The sequence below is a fragment of the Nitrincola alkalilacustris genome, from assembly GCF_008973755.1.
GTDB lineage: Bacteria > Pseudomonadota > Gammaproteobacteria > Pseudomonadales > Balneatricaceae > Nitrincola > Nitrincola alkalilacustris.
The window spans coordinates 580,007-595,280 of record NZ_WBOM01000002.1; the positions used below are offsets into that span (position 1 = coordinate 580,007).

At 54.4% G+C, this 15,274-nt stretch carries 14 protein-coding genes; 8 read left to right on the forward strand and 6 right to left on the reverse strand.

Annotated features, from left to right (window positions below; translation table 11 throughout):
- Positions 1-33 precede the first annotated feature (33 nt).
- The 6 genes from dnaX to F7R27_RS05490 are packed head-to-tail and all read left to right on the forward strand — an operon-like array spanning position 34 to position 4,995.
- Entirely contained in the window at positions 34-2,082 is a 2,049-nt protein-coding gene (gene dnaX, locus F7R27_RS05465) for a DNA polymerase III subunit gamma/tau (protein ID WP_151703190.1), read from the forward strand.
- 18 nt (positions 2,083-2,100) lie between these two features.
- Positions 2,101-2,433, forward strand: a complete 333-nt coding sequence (locus F7R27_RS05470; protein ID WP_151703191.1) for a YbaB/EbfC family nucleoid-associated protein — start codon at positions 2,101-2,103, stop codon at positions 2,431-2,433.
- A gap of 3 nt (positions 2,434-2,436) precedes the next feature.
- Positions 2,437-3,045: a recombination mediator RecR gene (recR, locus tag F7R27_RS05475; protein WP_151703192.1), complete on the forward strand. Its 609-nt coding sequence runs from the start codon at positions 2,437-2,439 to the stop codon at positions 3,043-3,045.
- Positions 3,045-4,247, forward strand: coding sequence for a ribonuclease D (gene rnd / locus F7R27_RS05480; protein ID WP_240776239.1), 1,203 nt, complete (start codon positions 3,045-3,047; stop codon positions 4,245-4,247). Before recR ends, rnd begins: the two co-directional genes overlap by 1 nt.
- Positions 4,247-4,534, forward strand: a complete 288-nt coding sequence (locus F7R27_RS05485; protein WP_151703193.1) for a YcgL domain-containing protein — start codon at positions 4,247-4,249, stop codon at positions 4,532-4,534. Before rnd ends, F7R27_RS05485 begins: the two co-directional genes overlap by 1 nt.
- Before the next feature lie 2 nt (positions 4,535-4,536).
- Positions 4,537-4,995, forward strand: coding sequence for a YcgN family cysteine cluster protein (locus F7R27_RS05490; protein ID WP_151703194.1), 459 nt, complete (start codon positions 4,537-4,539; stop codon positions 4,993-4,995).
- A 77-nt stretch (positions 4,996-5,072) separates the two neighbouring features.
- Here F7R27_RS05490 and F7R27_RS05495 read toward each other — a convergent pair whose 3' ends face one another.
- The 3 genes from F7R27_RS05495 to F7R27_RS05505 all read right to left on the reverse strand — a co-directional run bounded on the left by F7R27_RS05495 (position 5,073) and on the right by F7R27_RS05505 (position 8,863).
- Positions 5,073-6,773, reverse strand: coding sequence for an ABC transporter permease subunit (locus F7R27_RS05495; RefSeq protein WP_151703195.1), 1,701 nt, complete (start codon positions 6,771-6,773; stop codon positions 5,073-5,075).
- Positions 6,758-7,762 carry an ABC transporter ATP-binding protein gene (locus F7R27_RS05500; RefSeq protein ID WP_151703196.1) on the reverse strand — a complete coding sequence of 335 codons (1,005 nt, stop codon included), beginning with the start codon at positions 7,760-7,762 and terminating at the stop codon, positions 6,758-6,760. The genes F7R27_RS05495 and F7R27_RS05500 overlap by 16 nt, the downstream gene beginning before the upstream one ends.
- Before the next feature lie 78 nt (positions 7,763-7,840).
- A complete protein-coding gene (locus F7R27_RS05505; protein WP_151703197.1) occupies positions 7,841-8,863 on the reverse strand; it encodes an ABC transporter substrate-binding protein in 1,023 nt (340 codons plus the stop codon).
- 169 nt (positions 8,864-9,032) lie between these two features.
- Between F7R27_RS05505 and hisN the strand changes: the two genes are divergently transcribed.
- Together hisN and F7R27_RS05515 are read left to right on the forward strand one after the other, a co-directional pair.
- The gene (gene hisN / locus F7R27_RS05510; protein WP_151703198.1) at positions 9,033-9,845 is read left to right on the forward strand and encodes a histidinol-phosphatase; all 813 of its coding nucleotides are present in this window, start codon (positions 9,033-9,035) and stop codon (positions 9,843-9,845) included.
- A 61-nt stretch (positions 9,846-9,906) separates the two neighbouring features.
- Positions 9,907-10,695 carry a DeoR/GlpR family DNA-binding transcription regulator gene (locus F7R27_RS05515; protein ID WP_151703199.1) on the forward strand — a complete coding sequence of 263 codons (789 nt, stop codon included), beginning with the start codon at positions 9,907-9,909 and terminating at the stop codon, positions 10,693-10,695.
- A gap of 10 nt (positions 10,696-10,705) precedes the next feature.
- Here F7R27_RS05515 and F7R27_RS05520 read toward each other — a convergent pair whose 3' ends face one another.
- From F7R27_RS05520 to F7R27_RS05530, 3 genes are all read right to left on the reverse strand, one after another.
- The gene (locus tag F7R27_RS05520) at positions 10,706-12,430 is read right to left on the reverse strand and encodes an ATP-binding protein (RefSeq protein ID WP_168927433.1); all 1,725 of its coding nucleotides are present in this window, start codon (positions 12,428-12,430) and stop codon (positions 10,706-10,708) included.
- A 188-nt stretch (positions 12,431-12,618) separates the two neighbouring features.
- Complete coding sequence (gene rpsA, locus F7R27_RS05525) at positions 12,619-14,304, reverse strand: 30S ribosomal protein S1 (RefSeq protein ID WP_151703201.1); 1,686 nt, start codon at positions 14,302-14,304, stop codon at positions 12,619-12,621.
- Positions 14,305-14,499: 195 nt separating this feature from the next.
- A complete protein-coding gene (locus F7R27_RS05530) occupies positions 14,500-15,273 on the reverse strand; it encodes a class II glutamine amidotransferase domain-containing protein (RefSeq protein WP_151703202.1) in 774 nt (257 codons plus the stop codon).
- Between the last annotated feature and the right edge of the window lies 1 nt (position 15,274).

The following is a 15,274-nucleotide window of genomic DNA, read 5'->3' on the forward strand; positions in this document are numbered from 1 at the left end:
GAAACATCGGTTTCAAGGGTTGATACACGGACAATGAGCTATCAGGTACTGGCGCGCAAATGGCGTCCAAGACGCTTCACCGAGATGGTTGGGCAGGAACATGTGCTCAAGGCGCTGGTCAATGCATTGGATGATGGTCGTCTGCACCATGCTTACCTGTTTACAGGTACACGTGGTGTAGGCAAGACCTCAATTGCCCGTCTGTTTGCCAAGTCGCTCAACTGTGAGGAGGGTATCTCCTCTGAGCCTTGCGGTAAATGTACCGCGTGTCTGGAGATAGCCGAAGGTCGCTTTGTTGATCTGATAGAGGTCGATGCTGCCTCTCGGACCAAGGTTGAGGATACGCGTGAACTGCTCGAAAATGTTCAATACGCCCCCACACATGGCCGCTTCAAGATCTACCTGATCGATGAGGTGCATATGCTGTCAGGGCACTCCTTCAATGCCCTGCTGAAAACACTTGAAGAACCACCTCCGCATATCAAGTTTCTGCTGGCGACCACCGATCCTCAAAAGCTGCCCGTCACGATTCTGTCACGCTGTCTGCAGTTCAATCTGAAGAACATGATTCCACAACGGATCGTGGAGCATCTGGCGCATGTGCTGACGGAAGAAAGTATCCCCTATGACGAGCCATCCCTGTGGCTGTTGGCAAGATCTGCCGAGGGCTCGATGCGAGACGCGCTGAGTCTGACCGATCAGGCGATCGCATTCGGTGGAGGGCAGGTTAATGAGACCGATGTGCGGGCGATGCTGGGCACCATTGATCATCGTCTGGTGTATCGTATTCTGGAAGGTCTGGCCGACCATGATCCGCATGCGGTGATTGAAACGCTGGCAGAGCTGTCGCGCTTCTCACCCGATTATCAGATGCTGCTGGGCGATATTGTCTCTCTGTTGCATCGTATTGCACTGGCTCAGATGCTGCCGGATGCCATCGACAATAGCCTTGGAGATAAAGAGCAGTTGCTGTCGCTGGCGAGTCGCCTGCGGGCTGAAGAGGTTCAGCTTTACTATCAGATAGGTCTGGTCGGGCGCAAGGATATGCCCTATGTGCCGGATGCGCGCGAAGGGCTGGAGATGGTGCTGCTGAGAATGCTTGCTTTCCGTCCTGCCTCGGCGCAGCCGTTGGCGGCAGTCTCGGAGCTGAAGCAGAGTACTGTAGCAGCTACGGCCAGTGCTTCAACGACCAGTGCTGCTATGACCGGCTCTGCTACGACCGGTTCTACTACGACCAGTTCTGCTGCACCTGCAGGGCAGCCTGTCGGCACTAGCCAGCAGAGCGAAGCTGTGCAGTCAGCTCCAGAGCCGCCATCTGTGGCAGCAGAACCGACTCAGACACCGGTGCTTCGCGATCATGATCAACCGGCAGATACGCCAGTATCACCCATGGCAGAGCAGAGTGCCCCACCCTGGGATGATGAGGTCCCACCCTGGCTGGAACAGGAGGGGGAGGCTAACAGCACAAAAAAGCCTGAACAGCGCTCTGATGATCCAGTGACCAGGGTTATGCCGCCTGCCCTGGAGGCGGTGCAGCCCCAGGCTGCAAGCACAATAGTGCAGAAGTCAGTTGCAGAGGAACCCATCACCAAGGTTTCAGATCAGGCTGAGCCCCGGCAACAGACATCTACTACGGGGGCTACCGAACCAGAACCGGTTGCCCCGGATGAGGCTATCCCGGAAATAGAAGCACTTCAGGTCCGGGATTGGGTCACGCTGGTGGATCGCACGGGACTTTCCGGCATGACCGCGAATATTGCCCGCAACCTGTCACTGGAACAGGTGAATGGTCATGAACTGGTGTTTCACTTCACGATAGAGCAGGACGAGCTGATTAACGATACTCAGCGCACACGTATTGTGGATGCGCTGCAGCAGACCTTTGGGTGTGAGCTTCAGGTGGTGTTCAAGCGTGAAGAGCAGCGTCAGGAAACACCTGCACGCTATGCCGCCAGAAGGCGTGCCGAGCGGCAGGCCGAGGCTGTTGCTCTGCTGAGCCAGGACCCGATCGTACAGACATTGATTGAACAATTTGACGCCAGACTCGTCACAGAGTCAGTCATCCCGATAGATTCAGAGTGATTACAGAGGTAACAGACCATGATGAAAGGTATGGGTAATATGGGCAACCTGATGAAGCAGGCCCAGAAAATGCAGGAAGATATGCAGCGTGCTCAGGAAGAGATCGCCAAGACCGAGATCACCGGTGAGTCCGGTGCTGGTCTGGTGAAAGTCGTGATGAATGGTCGTCATGATGTGAAAAGCGTTGCCATCGATGACAGTCTGATGGAAGAGGAAAAAGAGATTCTTGAAGATCTGCTGGCGGCCGCTGTGAATGATGCCGTGCGTAAAGTCGAGCAGCATACGCAGGAGAAAATGGCGGGTCTGACCGGTGGTATGGGTCTGCCGCCTGGCTTCAAGATGCCGTTCTGATTCATGGCGTTCAGTCCTTTATTACAGCAGTTGATCACATCCTTGCGCTGTTTGCCCGGCGTTGGTCCGAAAACAGCGCAGCGCATGGCGCTGCACCTGCTTGAGCGGGATCGCGACAGTGCCCGTCAACTGGCGGCAGCGATGCTGGATGCCGTTGAGCGTGTCGGAGAGTGTTCGCGCTGCCGTACGCTGTCGGAGGAGCCTGTCTGCGAGATCTGTGCGGATGAGTCGCGGGATCACTCCATCATCTGTGTGCTGGAATCCCCGGTGGACCTGATGGTCATTGAGCAGACCGGTGGTTTTCAGGGCGTCTACTTTGTCCTTAAGGGGCACCTGTCACCGATTGATGGCGTCGGGCCGGATGATCTGGGGATCTCGCAGTTGATTGATCGGGTTGAACAAGGTGGAGTCAGTGAGTTGATACTGGCGACCAATCCAACCGTTGAGGGGGAGGCCACCGCCCACTACATAGCTGCCCAGCTTAACCATTGTGATGTCAGAATCAGTCGCATCGCCCACGGTGTTCCGGTTGGCGGTGAGCTGGAATATGTTGATGGTGGTACTCTGGCGCATGCAATGGCTGGCCGACGTTCACTGAGGAGTGAGTCCTGATGCAGATGACTGAAGCCGTTGATTGGCAGTTGCTCGAACAGAGCGCCAACAACCCGATCTGGATAGGTGATGCAGAAACGCTGGCCAGATACTGCAGCGAATGGTCGCAACTGCCACTGATCGCAATAGATACAGAGTTTGTTCGCACCGAGACCTTCTATCCGATTCCGGGTTTGATACAGGTGGGTGATGACAGCCACTGTTACCTGATCGATCCGCTGAGTATTGATGAGTTTGGTCCCTTTATTGAGTTGCTGCAGAACCCTGCGGTGATCAAGGTGCTGCACTCCGGCAGTGAGGATCTTGAACTGTTCCAGAACAGCTTCGGAGTGATACCACAGCCGCTGTTTGATACTCAGATCGCCGCTGCTTTTATCGGCTGGGGCTTCAGTATGGGGCTGCAGCGCCTGGTGCAGCATGCGTTGGGTATTGAGCTTGGCAAGGCGCATACAGTGTCTGACTGGTTGAAGCGACCGTTGACGCAGGAGCAGGTCCACTATGCGGCCCTGGACGTGGCCTATCTTGCGGCGATTGCCCATCAGCAGATTCAGCTGTTGCAGGAGAAGGGCCGTCTGGAGTGGTTTCGTCAGGAGTGCGAGGCTCTGCGCCGGAACTGTCTTGATGAAGATCCACAGGGTAAGGTTTACTATCTCCGTTTCACTCAGATGAATCTGACTGACCCTGAGCGGCTGGCCGGTTTGCGTGATCTGGCCAGTTGGCGCGAGCAGGTATGCCGCAGCCGGAATCTGTGCCGTGCGCGTGTGTTGCGAAACGAGGTGCTGCTGGAGATCATCAATCGCTGGCCGACTACCCTGGAAGAGTTGTCAGCCGTGCCGGATCTCTGGCGTCAGGTGGTTAACAGGGATGGAGCCGAAATAATGGAGGTGCTGGCGAATGCCGCAGAATCTGCCGAGCAGAACCCACCCTTGCCGATCAGCCTGCCTGTGCATGTTTACTGGAACAGCCAGTTGAAGAAGATGCTGGCAATGGGGCGCAAGATCGCAGCCGAGCAGGATATCCAGCCGGAGATATTGATTCGCCGTCGTGATGTTGAAAAACTGATTAATTCGCGGGATGAGCAGGGTCGGTTTTATCTGCCCGACTCACTCAGCGGCTGGCGTAAACCGCTGGTTGGTGACCTGCTTTATGAGAAAGTCTGTGCCTTCGATGCCGAGCGCACAGGAAGTGAGAAAAAACTGTAATGCTGATATGTTCAATTTACAAAAGCTCGCGTAAAGATGAGATGTATCTTTATGTGGACAAGAACGACAAGTTGTCGCGGGTGCCGGAGTCGCTGCTGGAGATGTTCGGCAAGGCGATTCATATCATGGATATGCCACTGACGGGTAAGCGTCAACTGGCACGTGTTGAGCTGGACAAGGTGCTTGAAGGGGTCAGGGAGAAGGGCTACTACCTGCAGATGCCGCCACCGCGCGAAGAGTACATGTTGGATCTGTACCGTAATCGCCCCGAAAGCGGAGTGCGCTGAGCTTGGCCTGGGAACCCTTCTGGCAGCGCAAGACCCTGGAGCAGATGACGCGCCGGGAGTGGGAGTCTCTGTGTGATGGCTGCGCGCTCTGCTGTCTGCAGAAAGTAGAGGATGAGGACACCGAAGAGGTGTTTTACACCACGGTGGTGTGTCATCTGATGGATGGTCAGAACTGCCGTTGTACTCAGTATGAGCGCCGCACGGAGCTGGTTCCCAACTGCGTGCAACTGCGTCCTGAAGATGTATCGGAGTTTCACTGGTTGCCGCCAACCTGCAGTTACCGCCTGATTCATGAAGGCAAACCGCTGCCCGAATGGCACCCGCTGCTGACCGGCAAAAGCGATACGGTTATCTCCGCAGGCGCTTCCGTATTGAGTGTTTATCAGGTGCGCGATAACGAGATCACAGACGATGAGCTGATTGATTATGTGATCGAGGATGCCGTGTTTTACAGGGGCTGAAACCGCCCCTGTAAAACACCTTTCCAACAGCTCCCCTAGGTACCCCCTTCAGTTACCCTCTCACTGTTTAACTCTTGTCAACTGACGACCGCTACAGAAGCGCGGCTGCGTGACAGGCGGAAAAGTATCAGCTTCATCAGCCCCAGTGCGATCAGAACCGACACCATGATGCAGGTCGAGAACGCGGCTGCCTGGGTGGTGAAGCCTGCCTGATCCAGCCTCAGTACCGATACGGCACCGACACTCAGCGTGGGTGAGATCAGGAATATCACCGCCGACAGTGTCACCATTGAACGCATGAACAGGAAGAAGAAAACCGCCACCAGCGTGGTCATCATGAAGGGCAGTATGGCATCGCGCAGGCTGTTCATAACGCCGCCTCCCATGCAGGATACCGTCTCCTCCAGTGCCGGCGGAACGGCCCGGATGCCCGCCACCATGGTCAGAAAGCCCTGGGAGTGGAAGTGATAAAAGTTACACAGAGCAATCAACAGACCCGTACCATAGAGCATACCCAGCATCGAACCTGGCGCATTGAAGGACAGGACATAGGAAAGCCCCAGCACCAGCCCAGGCACCCCGACCGGCAGAATTGCCAGCAGATAGATCGCCTTGGCGAAGCGTCTGGGCAGCCGGCGCTGTGCCATGACCAGTGCAAAGAGTGCAACCACACCTATGATGGCTGCTTGGAAAGAGACGATGAAGGATGTCCAAAGCGGCGTATAACCGCCCGACAGGGTGATATTGTAGTTCGCAAGTGTGAACTCCATGCGGTAGGGCCATAGGCGCATGAAGCTGGCGTAGACAACAGTCAGCACAATCATGAAGATAATCAGACCGACACTGTGCACCACTGCAGCCAGAGGGATATCGCGCAGAGGCACAAATTCACGTGTTACCGGAATGGCGCTTTCGGAGCTGCCGCCGAATTGGCGCTGCGATGACACCTTCTCGATATAAACCGCCACCAGCGTCGGCAATAGCAGCATGATGCCGATGACCGCGCCCATGTTGAAGTTCATCTGGCCCACCACCTGGCTGTAGATCTCGGTAGCCAGTACCCGATAGTTGCCGCCGATGACAGCAGCATTACCAAAATCGGTAATGGTGACGGTAAACACCACAAAAGCCGCACTGAGCAGGCCGAACTTGGCGTTGGGCAGCGTGATATCAATAAACTGTCTCCAGCGTGACGCGCCCATCATCAAGGCGGCATCATAATAGCGGGAGTCTGAGTGGCGCAGTGAAGCCTGAATGATCATCACCGCCTGCGGCAGGGCATACATGCTGTTGGAGATCAGCAGTCCCCAGAAACCATAGATCTGGATATTCCACCCGGTATACTGGCTGACCACTCCGTTGCGACCCAGCAGGAAGATCAGCCCCAGTGCCTGAACCAGTGACGGCGCCAGTAGTGGCAGAATCAGAGCGATGCGGATCAGGTACTGCCCACGAATAGTGGTGCGCTGCATCGCATAGGCGATAGCAAAACCCAGCGTCACGCAAAGCAGCGTGGTGGCTGAACTCATCACCAGACTGTTGGTGATGACGGTCGGAATATGCGACATGCCGAACACTTCGGTGTAGTTGCTCAGACCGAAGTTGCCATCCCGTTGAATGAAGCTGCGTTTGGCGATCAGAAAGACAGGATAAAGAAAGAACAGGAGCAGGCCGATTAATGGAATGATCAGTGAAACAGAGAGCAGCAGCCTGTCTTCCCACTCCATTCGACGGGCAGTGGCGTGATCTATGGCGGCTGTTTTCAGATGCGTACCCATGAGCCGGCCTCCGGTGCTACCTGCAGCGTAACGGCATCCCCCTCTGCGAGTGAGGGGAAACGATGGCTCTCGGCGATCAACTCACGGCCCTGCCAGTCGATCAGAATGCGGCTGATATTTCCGAGAAAGGTGATCGCCTTGACGATACCCGTGCCGGCATCATCCTTAACGACATTCAGATCTTCCGGGCGCAGCGACAGTTGAAATTGCAGCTCATCCTCCGGGATTCCCGGTGAGAGTGCCGGCAGTGTCTGACGAATCCAGTCGGGATCGAGAAGGTTGCTGGTGCCGACAAAATCAGCCACAAAGCGCGTCTGGGGACGGGTGTAAAGCTCCAGAGGGGTGCCTATCTGTTCTATGACACCCTGGTTCATGCAGACGATTCTGTCTGCCATGGTCAGCGCTTCCTCTTGGTCATGGGTGACCATGATGGTGGGTATACCCAGGCGACGCTGCACATCGCGGATCTCCAGTCGCATCTCTGCACGCACTCGGGCATCCAGCGCAGACAGTGGCTCATCCAGTAACAGTACGGCTGGGTCTACAGCCAAGGCGCGAGCTATCGCAACGCGTTGCTGCTGTCCACCGGATAGCTGATGCGGGTAACGATGGGCCAGTTCAGGCAGGCGGATCAGTTCCATCAGCTCGCGTACCTTGGCCTCTGCATCCTTCTGTGGCCACTTGCGTATCTTCAGGCCATAACCGATGTTTTCTGCCACCGTCATGTTGGGGAACAGCGAGTAGGACTGAAACACTATGCCGAAACCACGCTCTCTGGCCTGGACCTTTGCCAGATCTCGCCCGCCGAGAGACAGTGTGCCACTGTCGAAGGGCATCAGACCGGCAATGATCCGCAGTAAGGTGGTTTTGCCGCAGCCGCTGGGACCCAGCAGACAGACAAATTCGTTGCTGCCGACCTCAAGATTGATATCGTTCAAGGCCAGGAAGTGGTCAAACGATTTTGAAAGGTTCTTGATTATCAGATGCATGGCAGGTATTGACCCCTAACGGGAGGCAGAGGCCCGCAAGCTTCAATCAAGCTGTACGGGCGAGTGCCTCGCTGACTGTTATCGACCGACGGCTGCTCTCCAGGCGTTCAGAATGTCATCACGCTCTTGCCCCGATTTGGCAAAATCGACAGGGAAGAGGATGTCTGACAGGTTCTCCGGGAGTCCGGACATATCCGCCAGTGTGGTTCTGGGCACACCGGGAATGGTGATGATGGACTTGTACTCAGAGTAGGCTTCAGCCGCTGAACTCGACAGGGTCCAGTCCAGGAAGCGTTTGGCATCCTCTGCATTGGCGCTGCCCTTGATCAGCCCGGAGCCTTCCAGTTCATAGCCTGCCCAGTCTGCAGGAATGATCATCTCGATAGGGTAACCCTGTTCGATGCCTTTCATCGCAACAAAGGAGAGTGATGCGCCTATGGCATATTCACCCACCTGTGCCATACGGCAGGGTCTGGAGCCTGAGGTGGTGTACTGCGCCATGTTCTTATCCATCTCCTTGATCAGCTCCCAGCCTTTTTCATCACCCAGTCCCTGCAGAATGGCAGCGATCTGGAGGTAGCCGGTACCTGACGATGAAGGATCGGGCATCACTATCTCGTCCTTGTAGACCGGGTTGGTCAGATCCTGCCAGGAGTTTGGCATCGGCAGACCCTTGGCGGACAGGCGCGGAATGTTGACGCAGAAGGCTCCCATGTAGCCGGTGGCGGCAAACCAGGTGTCGTCATCAGCCTTGTACTGAGCGGGCAGATTTTCGGAGCCCTTGGCAGCGTAGGGTTCGAGCAGTGAGTTGATGCGAGGGTTGAGAATGTTGGTAACCGCGAATCCCCAGAGTACATCGGCCTGGGGGTTATCCGCTTCGGCGATCAGTCGGGCGCCGAGGTCGCCTGTTGAGAGGCGCAGAACATTGACATTGATATCAGGCAGATCTTTTTTGGCAGCAGCCAGATAGGCGCTGATTTCATCCTCCTCAAGAGAGGAGTAGACCGTTATATCACCTGCATATGCAGAAAGTCCGAGTGTCATGCCGAGCAGGGTTGAGACAGTGGTCAGCAACGCAGCGTTGCGTTTTAGCCGTTTCATGATTGACGTCTCCAGCTTTGGTTGTTGTTTTTCGGATTGGTCGGGGCTGTCTTTTTCGGAGCTGTAAATGATCTCTTTTTATGTGGCAATATGTGTATTTATGCAAAAATATGGTTTATTGTCCAATAATATTACATATTTTTTTCAACGGCCGGCAGGAGTGATAACAATGACAACTGACAGCTCTGCAGATACAAGGGTGGATCAAGAGGCGCTGAGGGAGTTTGCCGTGAAGCTGGCCGGGCAGGCTGGGCGGCAGGCGCTGCAATGGTTTCGCAAGCCACTGACCATAGATCTGAAGGGTGATGAAAGCCCGGTCACCATCGCCGATCGCGAGGTGGAGGCAGAGCTGCGCAAGGCATTGGCGTCACGCTTTCCTGAACATGGCGTACTGGGCGAGGAGCATGGTGATGAGCGATTGAATGCCGACTATGTCTGGGTGGTTGATCCCATAGATGGCACTCGGAGCTTCATCACTGGCTGGCCTGTCTGGGGTACGTTACTGGCCGTGCTGTATAAAGGGGTGCCCAGTGTCGGTATCATAGAGATGCCTGCGCTGAATGAGCGCTGGGTAGGTGAACTGAATGGATCTACGCGCTTCACCAGTCAGCAGGGTGAAGTTGAGATCTGTCATGTCAGTGCCTGCCGAGCACTGGAGACTGCGCGCTTTTATACAACCTCTTTGCTCTATTTTTCCGATCAGGATCGTAAGCGGATAGAGCAGATTGCCGATGAGGTGGATATCATGCGCTTCGGTGGCGACTGTTATGGCTATGGCTTACTGGCCTGTGGTCATATTGATCTGGTGATTGAGTCCCTGCTGCAGCCCTTTGACTATCTCGCACTGATTCCAATCATAGAGGGCGCTGGTGGAGTGATCACGGACTGGCAGGGCAATCCACTGACAATGAATTCAGACGGACGTGTAGTGGCGGCTGCAACACCTGAGCTGCACCGTCAGGTGCTGAAGAAGCTTGCATGACAAGATGGTTTCATAAGGCCAGGTTGATACTGACCCATTTATTTCTGTTGGAGAGCGTGCAGTGTGGTTTGAAGAGCGACGTCAGCGGATCAGAACACTACTGGCCACTTTTGGCAGGGTGACGGTTGACCGTATCACCAGTGAGATGAATGTCTCGCGCGAGACCGCGCGCCGGGATCTGATGGAGATGGAGGCGGAAGGGGAGTTGCGCCGTGTGCGTGGTGGTGCGGTGGCGCTGGAGGATAGTCAGGAGGAGCCGCCTTTCTCGGTGCGAGCGTCGGTACGGGTGAAAGAGAAGCGCATGATTGCCAAGGCTGCGGCTCAGTTGATCAGCAGTGGTCAGATACTGTTTCTGGACGCTGGCAGTACGACTGCGATTCTGGCAGAAGAGTTATCCAGTCTGAGTGGGCTGACTGTTATTACCAACTCGGTTGAGGTTGCGCAGAAGATCAGTGAGCGCAGCAGCGTTCAGGAGAGAGGTAATCGTGCGCTGCTGGTGGGAGGAGAGATGAGTGAAGATCCACCGGCCACCTTTGGTGAGGTGACTGTGAATGATCTTCATCGCTATCAGGTGGATATAGCACTCTTGTCACCCTTTGGTCTGGATGTGCGCAAGGGGGCTACCAGTTTTAATCCTCATGAGGCAGAGGTTGCCCGGGCGATGATTCAGAACAGCGGCAAACTGATTCTGCTGGCGGATCATTCCAAAATCGGCACCATCAGCCGGATTGCCTATTGCACCTGCGAGCAGATAGATCATCTTGTGGTGGATGCCCGGGCGGCTAATGCTAAGGAGTGGACAGCTCTGGCCAGTTCCGTAAAAGCGACTACGCTGGCCAGCCGTATCTGATCAAGCGGCTTTACTGCCCCTGATCCTCCTTGATGCGGGCGTCAAGCAGAGAAAATAAGCGACAGGCTGTATCGAAATCATACTCCTTGATGGCATTGTTGATATCGTGCAGGAGAGTGCTGTACTGACTCAGGCCGGGTTGCGAGGCAAGCAGCTCCAGCAGCTCAACAGCGCGTGTGTCATTGTCGGCCAGTAATGCGGGCAGTTGCAGCAGCAAGGGTTCTACTCTGGACCAATCAAGTGTTTGCGGCCCATGTTTACCGGCTGTCGGCAGATTAGGTTTGTAAGTGGCGGTTGTCGCTTTATGAGTCTCTTTGGGGTCATGCAATGACAGGTGCGGATGGTTAGTGGGCTGACCTGCCAGGTGGAAGCGTGCGCTGAAGATGAAAATGCTGCCCCGGCCCGGCTCACTTTCCACGCGTATCTGTCCACCAAGGAGTTCAACCAGCTCCTGGCAGATGCTGAGCCCCAGGCCTGTGCCGCTGTAACGCCGACCAGTTGAGCTGTCCAGTTGCCCAAACGGCTGAAAAAGTTGTCCAACCTGCTCCATGCTCATGCCTATCCCTGAGTCCTGCATGGCAAACTGAAGCAGCAGTGTGTTTTCCTGTCTCTGCAACAAGGAAACTCTGAGCTGAATGGAGCCCCTGTCGGTAAACTTGACAGCATTATTACTCAGGTTCAGCAGTATCTGACTGAGGCGTTTAGCGTCTCCTTTCAGATCTGTAGGGATCTCCGGCTGGCGTTCCATTCGGAACACCAGCCCCTTCTCCTCTGCCAGTGGTAAGATCAGACTGTTAAGATTATCCAGAATATCTTCAAGGCAAAAGTCATGCTCCTCAAGCATGAGGCTGCCTGAGTTGAGCCGGGAGAAATCCAGAATATCATCAATAATGCGCAGCAGTGCGTGTGCGGCGCGGTTAACCTTGCGGATATAACTTTTCTGAGTTGGCGGCATATCTGCCTGAAGGGCCAGGTGCGACATGCCGATAATGGCGTTCATGGGGGTGCGGATTTCGTGACTGATATTGGCCATGAAATCCGATTTGACCCGGCTGGCTTCCTCCGCCTGCTCCTTGGCAAGGCGCAGTTCATGCGTGCGCTCCTCAACAGTCTGCTGCAGATTTTCACCCTGTATCTGAAGCTCTCTGGTAATGGCGCGGTTGGTTCTGAGCAGCCTTCTTGAGTTGAACATCTCGGAAATCAGCAGCGCAATCATGAGTGCTGCTGATAGCAGTACGCCACTGAAGAGGTAAAGAATCTGGCGTGTGAAGCTGTTGATCCTGTTCTGGCGTGCTACGGCATCCTGGGTGGCCTGCTGGGTTGCCTGAATACCCAGCTGGCGAAGCTCTATGGCAAGGTCAGTATAGCGATCACCGATCCGGGTGGCGCCTTCAAGGTCGCCCGGTTGCAGGTGATTCAGTTCGTCTTCGGTTTCCTGCAGCAGGCTCAGGCTTTTTGCACGAAGGGGTGGGAAGCTTTCGAAAGCGTTAAGGTTGTTGATATAGCGCTCGGCCGTGAAGAGCTCAAAGCGGCTCCAGAGAATTTCAAACCTCAGTATCAGATCGTCAATCTGAGCGTCAGGGTTGGCTGCATGCTGGTAAAGGGCTGTGACAAAACGGGCTGTTTCGAGTTCAGCCTGAGAGATCAGCCAGAAATTAACAGTACGAAACTCATCCTGAGCAACCCTGTTTTCGCGCAGCAGATCGCGACCGCTCAGCAGAATCATTACGGTCATCAGAATACTCGCGAAGATCAGGGCAATATATCGAGCGCGCTTATAGTAGTGTTTTAGTTGCATATGCGCTTAGTGTTCGGCTGCTGAATACCTTGAGTGTAGACCTGTCCTGAAGCGCTTGCATAAAAAAAGGAGCACCGGGGTGCTCCTTTTTTGTCGCAGCTGAATGTAACTCAGCCGGGCAGGGATCAGTTGTTGCGGCTGTTAGCCATCTGCTGCTTGATCAGATCACCGATGGTGGTCGGACCTGCAGTTTCAACTTCCTGGTTGCGAACAGCGCTGATGGCAGCTTTCTCTTCTGCAACATCCTTGGCACGGATCGACAGACTGATCACACGGTTACGACGATCAATGTTGATGATCTTGGCTTCAACCTTGTCACCCTCTTTCAGAGCGGTGGTGGCGTCTTCCAGACGATCAGCAGAGATTTCGGAAACCTTCAGAGTCGCTTCAATGCCTTCAGCCAGCTCAACGATGGCCGCTTTAGGTTCAACGCTCTTCACAGTACCGTTGACGATGGTGCCTTTCTCGTTGGCTGCCAGGAATTCAGCGAATGGATCGCTTTCCAGCTGCTTGATGCCGAGAGAGATACGCTCTTTTTCTGCGTCGATAGACAGGATGACCGCTTCAACCTGGTCGCCTTTCTTGTACTGACGCAGAGCTGTTTCAGGGTCGATCTCCCAGGAGATATCAGACATGTGAACCAGACCGTCAAGATCGTTATCCAGACCAACGAAGATACCGAAATCGGTGATGGTCTTGATAGTACCGCTGACTTTGTCATTGGTAGCGAACTGCTCAGAGAAGCCAACCCATGGGTTCTGGCTGCACTGTTTGATACCCAGGGAGATACGACGACGCTCTTCATCAACATCCAGGATCATCACTTCTACCTCATCACCGATCTGAACGATCTTGGATGGGTGGATGTTTTTGTTGGTCCAGGACATTTCAGAAACGTGTACCAGACCTTCAACGCCGTCTTCGATAGAGGCGAAGCAGCCGTAATCAGTCAGGTTGGTAACACGAGCGTTGACCTTGCTGCCAGCAGGGTAACGGTTTTTGATCTCTTCCCATGGATCTTCAGACAGCTGCTTCAGGCCCAGAGAGATACGGCCGGAATCTTTGTCGAACTTGATGATCTTGACAGAGATTTCGTCGCCAGGATTGAGCATTTCACTTGGGTGGGAGATACGCTTCCACGCCATGTCAGTGATATGCAGCAGGCCGTCAACACCACCCAGATCGATGAATGCGCCGTAGTTGGTCAGGTTCTTGACGAAACCTTTAACAACCTGGCCTTCTTCCAGGGTCGCGAGCAGTTCATCACGCTGAACACTGTTCGCTTCCTGCATCACGGCACGGCGTGATACAACGATGTTGTTGCGCTTGGGATCCAGCTTGATCAGTTTGAATTCAAGCTCTTTACCTTCCAGGTGATCAACATCACGGACCGGACGAACATCTACCAGTGAACCTGGCAGGAAGCCCTGAATGTTGTTGATGTTGACGGTAAAGCCGCCTTTGACCTTGCCAGAAATGAAGCCTTTGACAGTCTCTTCGGCTTCAAACTTGCTCTGCAGAATTTCCCATGCTTCGGCGCGCTTGGCTTTCTCGCGTGACAGCTTGGTTTCGCCGAAGCCATCTTCAACCGCTTCCAGTGCTACTTTGACACTGTCACCGATTTTGATTTCAAGCTCATTGGCGTCGTTCAGGAACTGTGCACGTGGAATAACTGCCTCAGACTTGAGGCCAGCATTGACGGTAACCCAGTCGCTGTCGATGTCGACAACTTCACCGGTTACCAGGGTGCCTGGGGTCATATCCAGAGATAGCAGGGATTCTTCAAACAGATCAGCAAAGCTTTCGCTCATGTAGTTAAGTCCTATAATTTACCGCCGAAGCGGTTTTTCAGCCTGCAGTGCCAGCCATGCAGGGTCGGTTATCGCAGGTTGCAGCCATGGCCATCGCGCTGGCGTTGTAGGATGACGGAGCTGCAAAAAAGATGACAAATTATACAGAATATACGTAAGGGATGACAGACTTAAATCAGAAAAACAGAGGGCTGCTCAGAGGGATGCTTGCAACTGCTGTCTGACATTCAGTTGGCAGGGTGTCAGAACCGTATCCAGATCCCCCCTGAGGGCTTCAGAAAGAACGGCTTCTTCAGGGTGGTGGAAGTAGGCGAGAATTTCGCGCTCCTCCTGAATGGAGTTGGCAGCCAGTTGTATCGCATCGCCGACACAGAAAATGAAGCCTGTCAGATATTCGTGAACAATATGTTCGCGTTGCGGCCTTTCCAGAATCAGTCGGTTTTCTTCAACAAATCTCTTGTATTCCATGCGCCCGGCAGCCGCCATCACCTGCTTTCTCAAACTACCGAATCGTTCGGCTTCCACGCGGTTGTTGAGAAACTCATTCAGGAAATTCTCAACTCTGTTGAGCTCCTCACCGAAGGTTTCGGGGATGAAGTGGCTGTAGAATTCACGATCCGCTTCCAGTGAACGGATCCGCTCTTCCAGGGTTTCGATATGTCGGTGCAGCGTCTGTTTTTCTGCCAGAAGATTTTCTCGCTCCTGGACCAGGCTGCGGATCACACGCTCGCCGGGTGAGAGTTTTTCTTCGGCAAAAGTGGGGGGCAGTTGCGTCTGCCCCATGATTCCTACGGTGACTTCATTTGGATTATCAGTAGCGAAGTGAATGCCGAACTGTTCCAGGCGCTCTCTGTTAACGCCCTGCTGTCCAGCCACCATCTGAGCTACGAAAAAACCAGCTACACCAACCGCCAGCACCAGCACCAGCAGGCCGATGATCAGAATAAGTTTTTTGGCACTTATCTGCATA